The following is a 16,700-nucleotide window of genomic DNA, read 5'->3' as shown; positions in this document are numbered from 1 at the left end:
TTTTTAGGCGCTGAAAGCACCTTAAGGTCATTAACGAAGAGTCGTTTCTTTGTTGAGCAGGGAAAGGGTGTAATCAACGTTATACCATGGCGACAACACTAGTCTGCTGTCTAACATATCGGTATATGCCATAGCGTTATCCTCCTGATTCATTGAACACCTAGTTAATATAGTCTAGTTATTATCCAGATTACCGTGAAAGATAGCTCAAATTTATAAACTGGCGTGCCACATTAACGTGAGCACTAATTAAGATTTGATGAATTTTTCAAACTTCTTACATTCGCATCTTGAAATCATGCGGCGAGCTAGGCACTCTCTTTGCAGTTTAAGTGCCTGTTTATTAGGAACCAAAAATGAAAATAAAAACAACATTACTTGCTGCAATCGCTTTAGGTACCAGTGGTCTAGCCGCTGCTGACGTTACTATCTCGATTCCAGAAACTATCGACGTCTTAGTGGTGAACGATGCAAAGCCTGAGCTATCAGGCAGCTTCTTTTCATCCAAAACGCTTACGCTACCGAATGGAGAAAACCAAGTCCTGTTCACTTACCAACCGTATTTCGACCAAGGTAAAGATCGTATCATCCTCGAAAGTGATCCGATCATCGGCACGTTCAATGTGGCTGACCAAGAACTGGAATTTGACTTACCGAAGTATCGCAATGAGCACGAAGGTTCAAAGAAGATTCGTAACTTAGAATGGTCTTTAAAAGATGAAAACGGTCAAGCGATCGAGATGAAGCAAGACAAGTTGGTTAAAGACGGGATGCAAATCGGTCGTAACCACAAAATCGAATTGGCTGAGTATAATCGTCGTGGTGGTGTCGCAGCAGTTTCAACAGCGGCGGTTGTGCCAGTTACTTTACCAGCACAGGTTAACGGTAAACCTGTAAAAGCTGGCGATAACACTGCAGAAGAAATGCTGCATTTCTGGTACGGCAAAGCAGATGCTGAAACTCAAGCTCGCTTTAAAGCATTTGTGAACCAGTAATAATTTTAGGCTCTGCCGACTCTAGAGGCCAGTACTATGCAAGTACTGGCTTTTTGCTTTCTTGGCCTGTCGAAATACGGTAACACTCGTCTGCATTCTCTACCAAACATTCAAATACTTTACGATCGAGCTGATTGAGATTAACCATGTCTTCGATGATCTTAATCGCTTCCTCTAACGGAAGCCCCTCTCGATAGGGACGCGACTGAGTAAGCGCTTGAAAAACATCGGTTACCGCAATTAATCGGCTTGGCTCATCTAATTGAGGAGCGGCTAACCCCAACGGATAACCTGAACCATCAAGTCGCTCATGATGATTTGAAGCCCATTCAACTATCTGCTGATTGGTAAACATTCGCTGTATTGCGTGACGTGAGTCTGTAGCATGACGACGAATACACGCATACTCCTCATTCGATAGCTGAGCAGGTTTATGCAGTATTGCGCTCGGTGTTTTAAGCTTTCCAATATCGTGGATCAACCCTGAGAGATAGAGCATTTTTCGAGCTCGTTCAGAATAACCAAGCTTACGAGCAAAAAACTCGGCGAGCTGAGCAACATGCAATGAGTGCTGATAGGTAAATGAGCTTTTCGCATCGACAATCTGAGCAAACAACTCCGCTACTTCAATCGATTCATCTAAGCCAATCGGATTACGATAAAGTGGCGTGAAGGTATAAGACAAGCTTTCAATATATCTCGCTTCCATCGAGAACCAGAAATCATCGCACTCTATCAACTCACTCATGTAGAAAACTTGAGTAGGCTCAAACATGGTGCCGGAGTTAGCTTGTAGCTCACCGATAATACTTTTTTTACTGGCTTCGGTAATATTGCCATAAGAATCTAGCCCATAGTTTCCATGCAAGTAATCGAGACGATCAGCAAGGAACAGTAAGGTAGCATACTGCTTAATTTCTTCACTAACGGCATGATTGCTTTTTAGCTCCCGCCACCAAGTGTGGTGGAGCAAAATAGGCATTGCAAGCTCTGATAATGGGCGACAAGCTTTCAGCAGCTCATAACCTTTGACGCAGTGTTTGCGTGTATTCCTTGGGGCAAGTGCGGTTAGTAACTCTCCCACTTCAGCACTTTCAGATACACCACAGTCATGAATCAGACCAAGTGAGAAGATGGTTTGGCATCTACCTTCATTCCAACCTAAACGCTGAGCACAGCGAAAGGCTATGTAAGCGACTCTATGTCCATGATAAATATCATCAACACCTACGGCATCCAGAGCATAGGCAATTTCAAATAACACACGACGTAGATCTACACTAACATCGTCTTGGGGCACTTCCATACTAACGCTTTAGTCATTTATAAATAATTTTTATGCACGGCAGGGTAAACGAAAGTGCCATCTATAAACCACAAATTATGAATGGTTATTAACAGAATTGTGAAGCGTGCAACGTAGTGCGTATTTTTCGTGCTAGAAATCAAACTCTTTTTGCATTTAATTAATCTAGCCATCACCTTTATAGTCTGTTAGGTTGGTTTAAACAACATATGCAAGGAATAGACTATGTTTACAAAGAAAGTGGATGACGATATTTCCATCGCACTAGTTCAAGAGTCCTTTGCTGCCAAATACAGTGATTTAGTAACCGACCAAATTGGCTATTTATCCCAATGGCTTGCATGGCCACCCCATTGTGCAACTGAGCAAGATTTTCGTCTGTTTGTACAACGAGTGCTGCATGAGTACGCGGAAGGAAAGACCATTACATGCGCAATTGTGTACCGTGGAGAAATCGTTGGAAACTGTAGCTGCTTTAATATTGACTATGACAGGCAATGCCTAGAAATAGGCTATTGGCTATCAAAACACCATCAAGGCAAAGGAATCATCACTCGCGTCGTCAAGCATCTTATTGACTTTGCTTTCAATGAGTTGAATATTGAAAAGGTCCAACTTTCAGCAGCGGTCGAAAACCAAGCTAGCCGTAATGTGGCAGAAAGAGTGGGGATGACTCTGGAAGGCGTTATCACCAATCAAGAAAAAATCGGTGAACGCATTTTAGACCATGCTATCTATGGCATTCATCGAAATCGTTAAAGCCGACTTGACGCTGAGCACAATTTTACTCGTTATCTCATAGATATAGAGCGCTATGTGCTAGCATTGCGCTCGTTTTTAACTCTCGGGATAGATGTTATGCCCAGCTATGCAAAGTTTCTTCTCACTGCCGTGGCGTTAGGTGCCGGCTTCTTTGCCAGTGACATTGTAAAGTGGTATCAATCCACAAGCCAACATGCATCTCTAGATGACTACTGCCTGGTTACGACTAGTCAGTGCCAACAAGATACTATCTCTGTTCAAGCTAACAAAGACATCAGTCACCCACTCGTCCCAACACTAGTGACGGTTAACTGGGAAAACGCCAACAGCGACAGCCTTATAATGACATTGAAAGGTTATGAGATGGAGATGGGGACCGCTGTGTTTAAGTTCGACAAATCTGACTCAGGAAACTTTACTGGTGAAGTTATTCTACCAGTGTGTACAGAAGACTCTATGACTTGGTATGGCACCATCACAGACGGCAAACAATCGATCAACACATCAATAAGGATGGAACAATGAGTAGGAACTGGTCATTAATCTTAGTCGCTGCCTTTGTAATCGGCTTTGGACTGAAGAGCTATCTCGATCATCAAAGTAGCGATACTCCTATACCTCAAGAAACTTCTAGCATTACGCTGTTTGGCGAAGATAACAAAGCCGTGTCACTGTTCGATCCTCAGGACAAGCGCATTAGGGTCGTTTACTTTGGGTTTACTCGTTGTCCGGATGTATGCCCTACTTCTTTAGCCATGCTAGCCGGAGCACTAAACCAAATTGATGAAGAGACGAAAAGCCACTTCCGCCCAGTGTTTATCTCTCTTGACCCGGAGCGCGATGCTGCTGCTGACTCTTACAAATATGCCCAATACTTCCACCCGATGATCGAAGGGCTTTCAGCGCCTTTAGAGGTAACAACTCCTCTTGCCCATAAGTATGGCGTGATTTTCCGTAAAACCGAGTTAGAAAACTCTGAATTGAAATATACGCTGGATCACAGCTCCTATTTCTATTTCCTCAAACCAGATGGCACATTGATAACAAAAGTGCCACATACACTCACACCAGCACCGCTGGTTGAAACCTTTAAAACTATTACATCAGAAGGATAGTCAGGATGAAACTTAAAGCCCTCCTTTTAGCCTCATTGGCATTGAGCCCTTTGGCTTATGCAAACTCGGATATAATGGCTCATGGTACATACGCTCGTGCTACACCACCAAATGCCGCAACCAGTGCCGTGTTTGGTGAGTTTATGAACCATAGCGATAAAGATCGTTACCTAGTTTCCGCTAGCACAGATGCGGCAGGTAAAGTCGAGCTTCACGATGTGATCAAAGAAGGCGATGTGATGAAAATGCGCCAAGTTGAGCAAATTACCATCCCTGCAAATGGGACTGCCGTGCTGAAACCTGGCAGCTTACATATTATGCTATTCAACCTCACTAAACCTTTTGCTGAAGGCGATAACATCAAAGTGCAACTCAACTTTGCTAATGGTGACCAACAAACTATCACTGCACCTATTAAGAAAGTGATGAGTGGGATGAAACACCACCACTAAGCAATAATTTAGCTATGAGAGGTGGGCAAATGTTCACCTCTTTTGCTATGATAACCTGCGTAAACCTAATTACATCCATAGGAGGATACGATGATTGTACTTAAAACCCACCCGGCAAAATTGGTGAAGCCACTTTAACAACCCGCTTCTCCCCTTCCTTTGCCCGGTGTTACCTAAACCGGGGTCTAAAGACCCTAGCGAATTTCTATAGATACAGATATCTGTAAGCTTGGGGCAACTATGAATACCAAAGCACAAAAACCAATGTCTTTAACGACACTTGGCTGGAACAACCTATTTCAACAACAGTTAACACTAGAAGATTTAGAGCAACAGTTCACCGCCGCTCGCGTCACCGAGCATCATCGCAGTGGCTATAAGCTGTTGAACGAATTGTGTGAGTTTCCATTAGAGATCCATAAATCACTACCCACTATGACGGTTGGTGACTGGGTTCTGATCGACAGCAATCAGCACTTTATTAGACTTTTAGACAGGCAATCCTTGTTCCATCGCAAAGCGGCAGGTAGCAAAGTCAACGAGCAGCTCATTGCTTCTAATGTCACTACCTTGTTTATTGTTTGCTCACTGAATGATGATTTTAATCTCAGTCGAATTGAGCGTTACCTCGCCATTGCACATGAAGCCGATGTTGAGCCTGTTATTGTTCTGACCAAAGCTGACTTAGCTAGCGATGCTGATGACAAGAAAAGACAAGTACAGCAGCTAGACTCATTGTTGATGATCGAATGTGTTAATGCGCTTGATACGTCACATTGCGAAAGGCTTTTGCCATGGTGTCAAACAGGAAAAACTGTCGCTTTCATGGGTTCGTCAGGGGTAGGCAAGTCAACGTTGGTTAACACCTTGCTACGAGATCAAATTCAGCTCACTGGTGGGATCAGAGAAGATGACAGCAAGGGTCGCCATACGACGACAAGCCGTTCAATGCACTTTATGCCTACAGGAGCCGTCTTGATCGACACACCCGGAATGCGTGAATTGCAACTGATAGATTGTGCAGACGGAGTGGCTGAAACCTTCTCTGACGTAGAGTCTTTGGCAGCGCAATGCCGATTTTCGGATTGCCAACATCAGGACGAACCAAACTGCCGAGTAAGAGAGGCTATCGACTCTGGGGAGTTGGAAGAGAGACGACTTAAGAACTATTTGAAACTACTGCGAGAGCAACGTCATAACAGTGCCACCATCGCTGAAAAACGTGCCTCTTTTAAAAAGCAGACCAAGTTTTATAAAAAAGTGCAAAATGCTAGCCGCAATCAGAAACACAGTAACGGCTATTAAAGTCATTCTCACTCAGTAATAGAAGGGGCGCTCGCCCCTTTTTTTTGTTACCCACAAAATACAACTTTAAAACATAAAATTCACAAAAACCGATTATGGTTAATTTTTAATGCTAATTTTCAATTAATTCTAGACACAATGTTTCAAGTCGCTAGTATGTCTGTCTCAGTTTGCAATAACTGAAATTACTATAAATTTATAAAACTATTCATTGCAGGGATAACTATGCAACACAACTCTCTTATTGCACGCTTTGCACGTGGCAATCTGGTTTTGCAGATCCTAGCCGGCATCATTCTTGGTGTAGGTTTAGCGACAGTCTCTCCAGAGCACGCACAAAGTGTCGGTTTACTTGGAAGCCTATTTGTCGGGGCACTAAAAGCAGTAGCACCTATTCTCGTTTTCATTTTGGTTGCAGCATCGATTGCCAACCAGAAAAAAAACCAGCATACCTACATGCGCCCAATTGTGGTTCTTTACCTTTTCGGTACTTTTACTGCGGCTCTAACCGCAGTCGTACTTAGCTTTTTATTCCCAACCACATTGACACTTGTTTCTGGTGCTGAAGGGGCAACACCTCCACAAGGTATTGCTGAAGTACTTAACACACTACTGTTTAAGCTTGTCGACAACCCAGTCAACGCACTTATGAGTGCTAACTACATTGGTATTCTTGCTTGGGCTATCGGTCTAGGTTTAGCGCTGCACCATGCTTCTGGTACGACAAAAGCGGTATTTGAAGATTTAAGCCATGGCGTTTCTCAAATTGTACGCTTTATCATCCGCCTAGCACCATTTGGTATCTTTGGTCTTGTTGCTTCAACACTGGCAACAACGGGTTTCGAAGCATTAGCTGGTTACGCTCAGCTACTGGCTGTTCTTTTAAGCTCAATGGCAATCATCGCACTTGTTGTTAACCCAATCATTGTATTGATTAAAACAGGTGAAAACCCATACCCACTTGTTCTTCAGTGTATTCGTGAAAGTGGTGTAACCGCATTCTTTACACGTTCAAGTGCTGCAAACATCCCTGTGAACATGGCACTATGTGAGAAGTTAAAGCTGGATGAAGATACTTACTCAGTCTCTATTCCACTAGGTGCGACCATTAACATGGCAGGTGCTGCAATTACGATCACAACTCTGACGCTTGCCGCTGTCCACACTATGGGTATTGAAGTTGATCTGCTTACCGCATTGCTGCTTAGTATTGTTGCCGCGGTATCCGCATGTGGTGCATCAGGTGTCGCGGGTGGCTCTCTACTTTTGATTCCATTAGCTTGTGGACTATTTGGCATTCCAAATGAAATCGCTATGCAGGTTGTCGCTGTTGGCTTCATTATTGGTGTTGTACAAGATTCAGCAGAAACAGCGCTCAATAGTTCGACTGACGTAGTGTTTACTGCCGCGGTATGTAAAGCGAAACAAAAACAAGCTAGACAGTAGTTTTTGAACGCATTAAGAAAAATGGCCTCGTAATTAACGAGGCCATTTTTTATTGCTTATCCATTGGGGATTGAGAGTAGTCAACTTTATTTTCAACCACCTCAGGCTCTGCAGGTTCAGAGGCTTCTTCCAAAATCGTATCTGAAGTGCTCGCCGCTGGAGCTGCGGTAATATTACTTACCTCATCGGTTGGAATGGAACGCTTATAAAGTTTATTCAACGCCTTAATGATCGAGTGCTTGCTTACTTTATTATCACGAATTTTCTTGACCATTGGCTTAGCCAAACTTTGTAATCCAACTACAGTATCCACGCCTATGTTTAAGGCCACTTGATCACGCAGCTGTCTCGCTGGTTCATGTCCTAGTTGCCCTGCCAAGAACAACCAGATGTAAGCCAATGCATTACCATTGGGCTTGTTTTCCATCCAAGTCTCACCGAGCTTGTACATAGCTTCAAGGTGGCCTTTTTCTGCGGCACGTTCTAGCCAATAGACACCACGCTCAAAATTACTGGCAACCCCTCGGCCTTGAATATAGTTGATGCCTAGTTTCATCCGGCCTTCATTGCTTCTAAGTTCAGCCGCACGGTGGTAACACTCTGTCGATTTTTGTGGGTTCTTCTCTGGATTATTACCAGCAATATACCAGTCGCCTAGAAAGATCAAAGCGTCTAAATGATTTTGCTCAGCCGCTGACTCCATTATAGAGAGCGCTTTTGGCAAATTGATTTCTGTACCACGCCCAGTAAATAGAGCTTTTGCCATTTCGAATTGATGCGGTAAGCTTCCTTCAACAGCAGATATACAAACCTGCCAAAACTTTGCTTGCTCCTTAAGCACAAGATCCTGCTTCATCTTGTTACTAATCCGCACCACACCGTACATTCCAGTGACGTTATCAAGTCTCGCAGCTTTGGTATACCAGTAGACCGCTTCCTGTGGTCTTGTTCTTTCAGCTTCTTTTGCTAGATACAAGATAGTGGGAACATGACCCCCTTCCGCTTGTATCACTCGCTCTTCTTGTTCCTGCTTACGGTTCTTTTCCATCGCTTTACGATAAGCGATTTCACGTTCTTTGCGCTCTTGTTCAAGACGCTTCTTACGCAAAGATAGAGCTAGCATCCACATAAACATGCAGAGAAGCAGCAAGCCTGTCGCCCCAATGGCGATCCCCATTATATTCATTCGTTCTTCTTTTACTTCCTTTAGGTGCCACTAACAGTAGTATCGGCACATAAACTAAATGGTTGAGCGCTCCATCTTAACCTAGAAAGGCGATCAGCCGTTACGCCATCAGTATAAGGGTGGTATCTGCTTCACAACGTCGCTGCTAATCCCTGCTTAGATTACTCTGGCATCTTATTTTAGTCGTTAAAATTTACACCTATTAGTTGCCAGTACTACTACTATTTTAGTCAACGCAATCGAATACACGTAACCAACTTGTAAGGCACTAGCAAGAAATCGAGAAAAATTGACCGAAAACAATAGCAGTTGCAGTAAACTTATTTTATAATGCGAATTAATGTTTCAGAGCATCATAAATTCCAATACTAGGGGCAAAAAATGAGACTTATCCCGTTAAATCAAGCAGCACAAGTAGGTAAGTGGGCAGCAGCACACATTGTTAAACGTATTAACGATTTCAAACCTACAGCAGAGCGTCCTTTTGTTCTAGGTCTACCTACAGGTGGTACACCTTTAACGACTTACAAGGCACTTATCGAACTGCATAAAGCTGGCGAAGTTAGCTTTAAGCACGTAGTAACATTTAACATGGATGAGTACATTGGCATCCCTGCGGATCACCCTGAATCATACCGCTCTTTCATGTACAACAACTTCTTCAATCACATTGATATTCAAGAAGAAAACATCAACCTTCTTGACGGCAATGCGCAAAATAACGAAGAAGAATGTCAGCGCTACGAAGACAAAATCAAGTCTTACGGCAAGATCAACCTATTCATGGGTGGTGTAGGTAACGACGGTCACATCGCTTTCAACGAACCAGCGTCTTCTTTATCTTCACGCACACGTATTAAAACACTAACGGAAGATACTCGTATCGCTAACTCTCGTTTCTTCGATGGCGATATCAACCAAGTACCAAAATACGCGCTAACAATTGGTGTAGGTACGCTTCTTGATGCTGAAGAGATCATGATCCTAGTTACAGGTCACAACAAAGCACTAGCACTGGAAGCAGCAGTGGAAGGTAGCGTAAACCACCTATGGACGGTATCTGCACTGCAACTACATCCTAAGTCAGTAATCGTATGTGACGAGCCAGCAACTCAAGAGTTAAAAGTGAAGACTGTAAAATACTTTACTGAACTTGAAGCAGAAAACATCAAAGGTTTCTAATTCCTTTGCCCATATTAAAAATCCGAGCTAAGCTCGGATTTTTTATTCGCTAAATATCAGCTCTCAGGAACTTCTCCGCACCTCTTTTGCTCTGCACTCGCAACCCAATGTTCATTCGGGTCAAACGCTTCATCACAAAGGTCTATGGAGTAGCCCATCTCTAACACTTCTTTAATGGTGAGGTTGTCCGCGACTTGAGTGACTTCACCACGTTCATTACGTAATTCCATATGCGCATTCCTCTCAATATCATGATGTCTTCTTGTTAAGTATACTCAAGAATTCCGACTTCATGTGACAATCAGAGAGCGACTACAAAGTAAACTTTTGTTGGATAGAGCAGAAGTTTAGACCTTCGATCAACGTATTCACATAATCTAAGCTCTCATCTTCAAACTTAACGCCATACTTGATGTAACGACCAGTTTTACTGACATTTTTCACCACGGCTTGCAGTGTTTCATCTATTGCATCTTTCTCTTGATCGTAAGCAGTGATTTTAAGAGCAATGAGTGATCCAACTCGATAATTGCTGTTACCCCGTTCGATAACAATAAGACAACCATGTTGAGAGATATCTCTGATTTGACAAGGGTACTGTTGATCTGAAGGAGCCAAAATGCCCTTCAAACCGATCTCAAGACGTGCACTTTCGCGTAGTCCGACAACAACTTGTGTAGCCTTCGGCAAAGTAACTAACAATAGGTCATTACTACCACCAGACAGAACGTATTCGATGTTGGTTTTAAAGTAAACTCGCGCACCTTCCCCTTTTGAAGAGATAACACATGCTTTAATCGAATAGCCTCGCTGCATAAATCGAGACTTTTCTTTAGGGGAGATTGTCGGCATTTCTAGTAGAAGGACATTATTCGAATGCAAACCAACGTATTTCGTTTTGCATTTTAGGATTTTGCCTGTTGGAGTCGTAACGATACACGCAACTTCACATAGTGGCATCACCTCAAGAAAAGCGTCTTCACCATAACGAATAGATGTCGACATTTCCCCTGTGTCTTGCTGTTTATCTTGGGGAACATCAACTGTTTGCTGTGAGGTTTGGCAAGGCTGATTCTCATCGCCTTCTAGATTTTGTTTTTCTACGACTTCCGCCATTATTGAACCTTATGCAAATTATCGCTTATATGAGTTATAGCTGTTTATACGAAAATTTAAAGATCAGAACTGCACAATTTATATATGCAACCGTATCCGCGCGCGGCTATCCTACTACATAAATCAAATCTGAAACATAAATGCATGTCATAAAATAAGAAATCAAATATGAAAACTAACAATAAGGCATTAATTTCATACTGGACATATCAACCAGTATGTATTTAAAGCAAAAAAAAGACCCTAGCAAGTGCTAGAGTCTGATTCTTATATCGTATTTGATTATGGCTGTTGCTTGGTCGGCGCTAGAGCAATTTCACGCACACACACATTTTGCGGTTGGTTGTAGGCAAACTCTACTGCACGAGCCACATCATCAGCTGCTAGCACACCACCCATATCGACTTTCCAATCATCGTAACCATCTTTGATCTCTTGAGAAGTTGTATGCGATAGCAGCTCTGTTTCTACCGCTCCTGGTGCGATGGTCGTCACGCGAACATTAGAAGCGGCAACTTCTTCTCGTACGTTTTCAGAAATCGCGTGCACCGCAAATTTGGTACCGCAGTAAGCCGCATGATTAGGGAATGTCTTCTTACCAGCGATTGAGCTGATGTTAATAATCGTACCGCTATTGCGCGACATCATTGGAGCTAGCACTGCCTGCATGCCGTTTAACAGGCCGATGACATTCACATCAAACATACGCTTCCATTCGTTAGCATCTTGAGTATCGATTTGACCAAGTAACATCACGCCCGCATTGTTCACCAAGCCATCAACTGGGCCAAACTTCGCTTCTGCTTTGGCAATTGCGGCTTCGAAAGTCGCTTTATCTATTACATCGACTTGCTCACACATGGTGTTTGGAAGGTCTAGTGCCTCAAGGCGCTCAACACGACGAGCTAACAGAAGTAGAGGATGACCTTCGTTGCTTAAACGACGCGCGATAGCTTCACCAATACCTGAACTAGCACCTGTGATTACAATAAGTTTTTTCATCTTAATAATTCCTCTGATTTGGATTGAGATACAGCGTGTTTTGCTGCGATGGAGGTATATTAAGAAAAAAGACTTTGTTGATATATATCACTTCAGTTGAAACACTGTTGTTATATTGCAACAATAAGGACAAACCAATTGATGAACTCTAAGATGCTGAATCACGTTAACCTCGCAGATGTGCGCTCATTTGTTTCAATTGCCCAGCTTGGCAATTTTACCAAAGCAGCTGAGGCGCTAGATGTGTCGCGTTCGCACGTTTCACGCCAAATAAGCAACCTAGAGAAGCAAATGAAGGTAACGTTGCTAATCCGCACTACCCGCAGCTTAAAACTCACTGACGCAGGAAAACAATTCTATTTGCAGTGTGAGAGGGCCCTAGCGGGCATTGATCAAGCTATATTAGCCGCCGTCGATGATGTGGAGGAAGTTCAAGGTGAAATTCGGGTTAACTGTGTTGGCGGCTATCTAGGGGAAGAACTGATTGCACAGATCACTTGCGACTTCATGATGCAGTACCCAAATACACAGGTTAATCTTGACTTTAGCAGCCATAGAGTCGACTTATTGGAAGAAGATTTTGACATCGCCTTTCGTATGGGACGTTTGGATGACTCTGGCTTTGTTGCTCGAAAATTAATGACTATAGAGATGAGTACGCTCGCAAGCCCACAATATCTAGATGTTCATGGTCAACCTTCGCACCCCAAAGAGCTTACTCAGCATCAATGCCTAACCGGTTCAGTCAAACGTTGGGGATTCAACCATAAAACCACCAGAGACAAGACTGAGATCGCCATTCATGGACATTTGCAATGTAAAAATGGACGTGTTTTGGTAAAAGGCGCATTGAATCACCAAGGCATTATTCGAGTCCCTGCCATTTACTGTCGAGCGGAGCTAGAGAAAAGAGAACTAGTCGAAGTGTTCGATGATTGGTCTATCCCTAGTGTAGATTTCTCTGCTATTTATCATCGAGACAGATACCAACCCAAACGCTTGAGGGTTTTTATAGATTTCGTAAAGCAGCGATTTGATGCGCTGTCAATTTAGCGCAGAAGCAAGCGTCCAAGTAACGCTAAAGCTAACTTACGATATTTTAGCAGCAGATAACTCCGCGGCAACCAAGTGGGGGAATAGAGGACCGTCTTGGCTTTAGAGAAAGTACGAAAGCCTTCTTCTCCGTGATATTGTCCGATCCCTGACTCACCTATTCCGCCGAATGGCGCATCCTCTGCTGCCACATGCAGCAGGGTGTCATTGACCACTACACCACCACTATGAGTTTGTTCTATGGCTTGGTGCTGCAAAATTTTGTCGTTTGACATCAAGTACAAAGCCAATGGCCTTGGTCTAGCGTTAATAAAGGCAAAGACTTCGTTGAGATGGCGATAACCGATAATTGGCAATATTGGGCCAAAAATTTCTTCTTGCATCAGAAGCATCTTATCAGAAACACCTGTCACTAACTGCGGAGCCATTTGTCTAGTCTCTAGCTCCAAAAAATCGATGGTGTGAATTGTCCCACCTAGACTTTTTGCGTCGTGCAAATAGTGTTGTAATCTTTGGTATTGAGCTTCACTAACGATCGATGTTGAAGACTCTAAACTCCCTTCTTTTACATAGAGGCGATAGAAACGTTCTAAATATCGCTCAATGAACTGCAGCTCTTTGCCCTGAGGAACCAACACATAATCAGGTGCGACACAAATTTGTCCTGCATTTATGGATTTGCCGAGTAAAATTGCATCTACCGCCTTGCCAATATCCGCATCGCTACCCACAATAACCGGAGATTTTCCTCCAAGCTCTAAAGTCACTGGCGTCAGGTTTTTAGCCGCTTCAGCAGCAACGAGCCTTCCTATCTTTGTTGATCCAGTAAAAATCAGGTGATCAAAAGGTAGCGCGCTAAAGTACTGTGATATTTCTGCTTCTCCTTCAACTGGATACACATGCTCCCCTACTTCAGAAAATAGGTCACTCAGCACCTGGTTGGTGTTTGGCGTATGTTCACTAAGTTTCACCATTACCCGATTTCCCGCGGCAATCGCCGTCACAATAGGGGCAATACTCAGTACGATAGGGAAGTTCCAAGGCACCATTACCCCAACAACACCTAAAGGTTGATAATTAACACGGACTTTGGAAGGGAACAGTAATAAACCCGCCTTTCTTTTACTGGGCTTGAGCCACCTCTTAAGATGCTTGATGGTGTAGTTAATATGGGCAATTGCAGGCAGTAAATCACAAATCAAACTGTCAAACTCACTTCGGTATCCATAATCTTGGTGCAGCGCATCGACTAACATTTGCTTGCGCTCTAAGAGTTCATATTTGAGGGTACGAAGCAACTCTAAGCGCTGCTCCAGTTCCGGATAAGGCATACTGCTATAGCTGGCTTTTACTTCAGAAAACAGGTGCTTTAAGTCTTGCTCTGTTTTGACGTGTTCCTTCTGCCAACGATTAAGATCGACCACTTTTTCCATACTATTAGCCAACAAGTTTTTCTTCAATTCTTGGTTAAGCTTAGTCATTTTCGCAGACAAAGTCGCCTTATCCGATTGTGAAAGTGGCCCAGAGAAAAAAGCAGCACCAGAAAACCGTTCGTGGGGGTCAGGAGCATGTTGTCAGGTGCTGCTTAGTTTTACCAATTCATCAGTTGCAAAAGGCTGACTAGTGCCAGTCGCTCGATGAAAGAAGCTCCCTCTTCAAGCTTAGAGCGGTAGTAACCACTGAGTTGAGATTCCAGTTTGTCTCTTTTCATCACTTCCTCCTCTGTTGCCACCTATTTTGCGACTTTATGAGGAACAGAAAAACTGTCAATCTAGGATAATTTCATTCCCCATAAAGACGCCAATTTTCCGATAAATGGCAAAAAAGAGTAGTAAACTGGCAAAACTAGGAACAAAATCAATAAACAGCTTTCTGGTTTGATGAGTATTTTTTGTGTCTGACTTAAATCTATTGCGTTATTACAGCCGTTTAGTCCCACTTGGTGTTGGCGTCGAGCATAAAACAACATTGCCAATCGTTGCCGATTCGCTATTTACCACCTCCCGTCACGCACGCAACTTGCTGAATCAAATGCTTGATTTGTCTTGGTTATCTTGGATTCCAAAAGCTGGGCGCAATCAACGCTCTACGTTGATCCTTCACCTTCATCTAGACGAACTTAAAGCACAGCTGGCTTCAAAACGAATCCTAGAAGGTAAATATGAAAAGGCGCTGTCGATACTGGATGACGACGAAGTGGCGTTTGGACGATTGCTACAAAGCACCTCTGGCGCAACAATACGTGAAGGTCTGCTACATATTCAGCTCACCTACAAACGTCCTTTTGAACGCTTGGTGCCACATCAACTTCAGCGTTCCAGCGAGCGCTATCTGCTAAGGCAAATTTACTGCTGTTTAGTATCGAGTGCTGCCAATGGAAACCTAGAGCCACAGCTTGCTCATCACTGGCGCTATGATGAATCTAATCTTGAGTGGAGCTTTTACCTACGCCCAGGATTAACCTTTCACAATGGTGAAGCGATCAGTGGTGAATCCATAGTAAATCTGTTTAAAAAGCTAGCAACCTTGGCTGATTATCAGAATGAGTTACACCATCTGATTGACGTCTTTACACCTTCGCCAAACAAGATTGTTTTTAAGCTCTCTAAACCTGACCTCGGCTTTGGTGGCTTGATTTCTGGCGTTAAGTATTCCATTCAGCCCATCTCGCAAATCAGTGAAGCACCAATCAAACAAGTCGTTGGCAGTGGGCCATTTGAAGTGACCGAACACTCTGAGAGCAAGCTTTGCTTACAAGCCTTTGAGCGCTACTACGCTTGCCGCGCATTAACGGACCAAGTTACGATATGGCATCTTGACGAATCTGAACTGCAAAACAAGCAAATTCAGACCAATCAGCCAGGAGCTCAATCCAGTTCAGACTGTAATTACTACGTTTCTCACGCAGTAAGTAAGCACTTAGACCGCAATGTTCAACAAAGCCGCACTGAAGATGGCTGTATGTTTGTGCTCTTTAACCAATGCGGGGAGACGGTATTAGATGACAATCAACGTCGTTTTCTGTCTACTTATTTAACACCGCGCAAGGTGTTCGATTACCTAGAACAACATAACCTACTTTTCGGCTGTGAAGTTGCGCAAAACCTACTGCCGATGTGGCACAAGATCACCCGACCCGAGATGCCCGAAGCTCCCCTGCCTAAACAGCTGACTATCGCTATCTATGATTACAGCTCGTTGCGAAACTGCGCTTTAGCGGTGAAATACCTGTTGGAGCAATATGGTGTGGAAGTGGTGATTAGCAGCTACAGCTATCGCCAGCTGACGACTCTGGCGGAATCTGGTCAGCTTCAAGAGTCTGTCATCATTACCAATATCAACCTTGATGACAATCGACACGCCTCCGCATTTAACAGCCTTTACCATAATCCGATTATCCAACGCTGTATTGGTGAGCAGTCGAAGAAGTGGCTACTAGATAGGCTAAATCACCTGCGTTCGGAGACAGAACTACCGGATTACCTTGATGCTCTCGAACCTATTGCTTCCGCGTTGATCAATCAGTTTTGGCTTTCTCCCCTGTTCCACCACAGACAAACATTGCGCTTTCAAGGAGTGCTTAAAGACGTTGCACTCACCAACTGGGGATGGCCTGATATCAAAAATGTCTGGTCTGCCGATTAGTGTGATTTTTATCGCACAGCGTTAATCCTTTGAGCTCAAAATATAAAACCCTCCCTTAGCTCCTTCTGGCTATAAATTTCCGTGACAACAGTGCGGTTTTTTACTGACAAATGTTTTATTTTTGTCACAAAAAAC

Annotated in this window: 17 protein-coding genes; 10 read left to right on the top strand and 7 right to left on the bottom strand. The window is 43.5% G+C overall.

The window, feature by feature from the left end:
* Positions 1–30: 30 nt before the first annotated feature.
* The gene (locus AC6R00_RS08955; RefSeq protein ID WP_500640124.1) at positions 31–153 is read right to left on the bottom strand and encodes a hypothetical protein; all 123 of its coding nucleotides are present in this window, start codon (positions 151–153) and stop codon (positions 31–33) included.
* Between the two features lie 203 nt (positions 154–356).
* Between AC6R00_RS08955 and AC6R00_RS08950 the strand changes: the two genes are divergently transcribed.
* The gene (locus AC6R00_RS08950; RefSeq protein ID WP_500640123.1) at positions 357–995 is read left to right on the top strand and encodes a DUF2057 family protein; all 639 of its coding nucleotides are present in this window, start codon (positions 357–359) and stop codon (positions 993–995) included.
* 34 nt (positions 996–1,029) lie between these two features.
* Here the strand turns inward: AC6R00_RS08950 and AC6R00_RS08945 are convergent, their stop codons facing one another.
* Positions 1,030–2,301 (bottom strand): HD-GYP domain-containing protein, encoded by a 1,272-nt coding sequence (locus AC6R00_RS08945; protein ID WP_500640122.1) that lies wholly within the window; start codon positions 2,299–2,301, stop codon positions 1,030–1,032.
* Positions 2,302–2,526: 225 nt separating this feature from the next.
* On the opposite strand from AC6R00_RS08945, the gene AC6R00_RS08940 reads away from it, so the two are divergent.
* The 6 genes from AC6R00_RS08940 (at position 2,527) to sstT (ending at position 7,381) form a co-directional block, all read left to right on the top strand.
* A complete protein-coding gene (locus tag AC6R00_RS08940) occupies positions 2,527–3,060 on the top strand; it encodes a GNAT family N-acetyltransferase (protein WP_500640121.1) in 534 nt (177 codons plus the stop codon).
* 99 nt (positions 3,061–3,159) lie between these two features.
* The gene (locus tag AC6R00_RS08935) at positions 3,160–3,588 is read left to right on the top strand and encodes a hypothetical protein (protein WP_500640120.1); all 429 of its coding nucleotides are present in this window, start codon (positions 3,160–3,162) and stop codon (positions 3,586–3,588) included.
* The gene (locus tag AC6R00_RS08930; protein ID WP_500640119.1) at positions 3,585–4,178 is read left to right on the top strand and encodes an SCO family protein; all 594 of its coding nucleotides are present in this window, start codon (positions 3,585–3,587) and stop codon (positions 4,176–4,178) included. Before AC6R00_RS08935 ends, AC6R00_RS08930 begins: the two co-directional genes overlap by 4 nt.
* A 5-nt stretch (positions 4,179–4,183) precedes the next feature.
* Entirely contained in the window at positions 4,184–4,630 is a 447-nt protein-coding gene (locus AC6R00_RS08925) for a copper chaperone PCu(A)C (protein ID WP_500640118.1), read from the top strand.
* 240 nt (positions 4,631–4,870) lie between these two features.
* Positions 4,871–5,935 carry a ribosome small subunit-dependent GTPase A gene (rsgA, locus tag AC6R00_RS08920; RefSeq protein WP_500640117.1) on the top strand — a complete coding sequence of 355 codons (1,065 nt, stop codon included), beginning with the start codon at positions 4,871–4,873 and terminating at the stop codon, positions 5,933–5,935.
* A 225-nt stretch (positions 5,936–6,160) separates the two neighbouring features.
* Complete coding sequence (gene sstT / locus AC6R00_RS08915; RefSeq protein ID WP_500640116.1) at positions 6,161–7,381, top strand: serine/threonine transporter SstT; 1,221 nt, start codon at positions 6,161–6,163, stop codon at positions 7,379–7,381.
* A gap of 49 nt (positions 7,382–7,430) precedes the next feature.
* Here sstT and AC6R00_RS08910 read toward each other — a convergent pair whose 3' ends face one another.
* Positions 7,431–8,567: a tetratricopeptide repeat protein gene (locus AC6R00_RS08910; protein WP_500640115.1), complete on the bottom strand. Its 1,137-nt coding sequence runs from the start codon at positions 8,565–8,567 to the stop codon at positions 7,431–7,433.
* Positions 8,568–8,948: 381 nt separating this feature from the next.
* Here AC6R00_RS08910 and nagB point away from each other — a divergent pair, with 381 nt between their 5' ends.
* Positions 8,949–9,749, top strand: a complete 801-nt coding sequence (gene nagB, locus AC6R00_RS08905; RefSeq protein ID WP_500640114.1) for a glucosamine-6-phosphate deaminase — start codon at positions 8,949–8,951, stop codon at positions 9,747–9,749.
* A gap of 56 nt (positions 9,750–9,805) precedes the next feature.
* Here the strand turns inward: nagB and AC6R00_RS08900 are convergent, their stop codons facing one another.
* From AC6R00_RS08900 to AC6R00_RS08890, 3 genes are all read right to left on the bottom strand, one after another.
* Positions 9,806–9,979 carry a hypothetical protein gene (locus AC6R00_RS08900; RefSeq protein ID WP_500640113.1) on the bottom strand — a complete coding sequence of 58 codons (174 nt, stop codon included), beginning with the start codon at positions 9,977–9,979 and terminating at the stop codon, positions 9,806–9,808.
* An 82-nt stretch (positions 9,980–10,061) separates the two neighbouring features.
* Positions 10,062–10,865: a PilZ domain-containing protein gene (locus tag AC6R00_RS08895; RefSeq protein ID WP_500640112.1), complete on the bottom strand. Its 804-nt coding sequence runs from the start codon at positions 10,863–10,865 to the stop codon at positions 10,062–10,064.
* 282 nt (positions 10,866–11,147) lie between these two features.
* On the bottom strand, positions 11,148–11,867 hold the full coding sequence (locus tag AC6R00_RS08890; RefSeq protein WP_500640111.1) for an SDR family oxidoreductase: 720 nt from the start codon (positions 11,865–11,867) through the stop codon (positions 11,148–11,150).
* Positions 11,868–12,020: 153 nt separating this feature from the next.
* On the opposite strand from AC6R00_RS08890, the gene AC6R00_RS08885 reads away from it, so the two are divergent.
* Complete coding sequence (locus tag AC6R00_RS08885; protein WP_500640180.1) at positions 12,021–12,920, top strand: LysR family transcriptional regulator; 900 nt, start codon at positions 12,021–12,023, stop codon at positions 12,918–12,920.
* On the opposite strand, the gene AC6R00_RS08880 is transcribed toward AC6R00_RS08885, so the two are convergent.
* Entirely contained in the window at positions 12,917–14,353 is a 1,437-nt protein-coding gene (locus AC6R00_RS08880; RefSeq protein ID WP_500640110.1) for a coniferyl aldehyde dehydrogenase, read from the bottom strand. The genes AC6R00_RS08885 and AC6R00_RS08880 overlap by 4 nt on opposite strands.
* Before the next feature lie 460 nt (positions 14,354–14,813).
* Between AC6R00_RS08880 and AC6R00_RS08875 the strand changes: the two genes are divergently transcribed.
* Positions 14,814–16,565 (top strand): SgrR family transcriptional regulator, encoded by a 1,752-nt coding sequence (locus tag AC6R00_RS08875; RefSeq protein ID WP_500640109.1) that lies wholly within the window; start codon positions 14,814–14,816, stop codon positions 16,563–16,565.
* Positions 16,566–16,700: the final 135 nt, after the last annotated feature.

The organism is Vibrio sp. R10-SF1-ISO8 (assembly GCF_059833805.1).
Note: the sequence above shows the minus strand (reverse complement) of the source record. Positions and strands in the feature narration are given on the sequence as shown.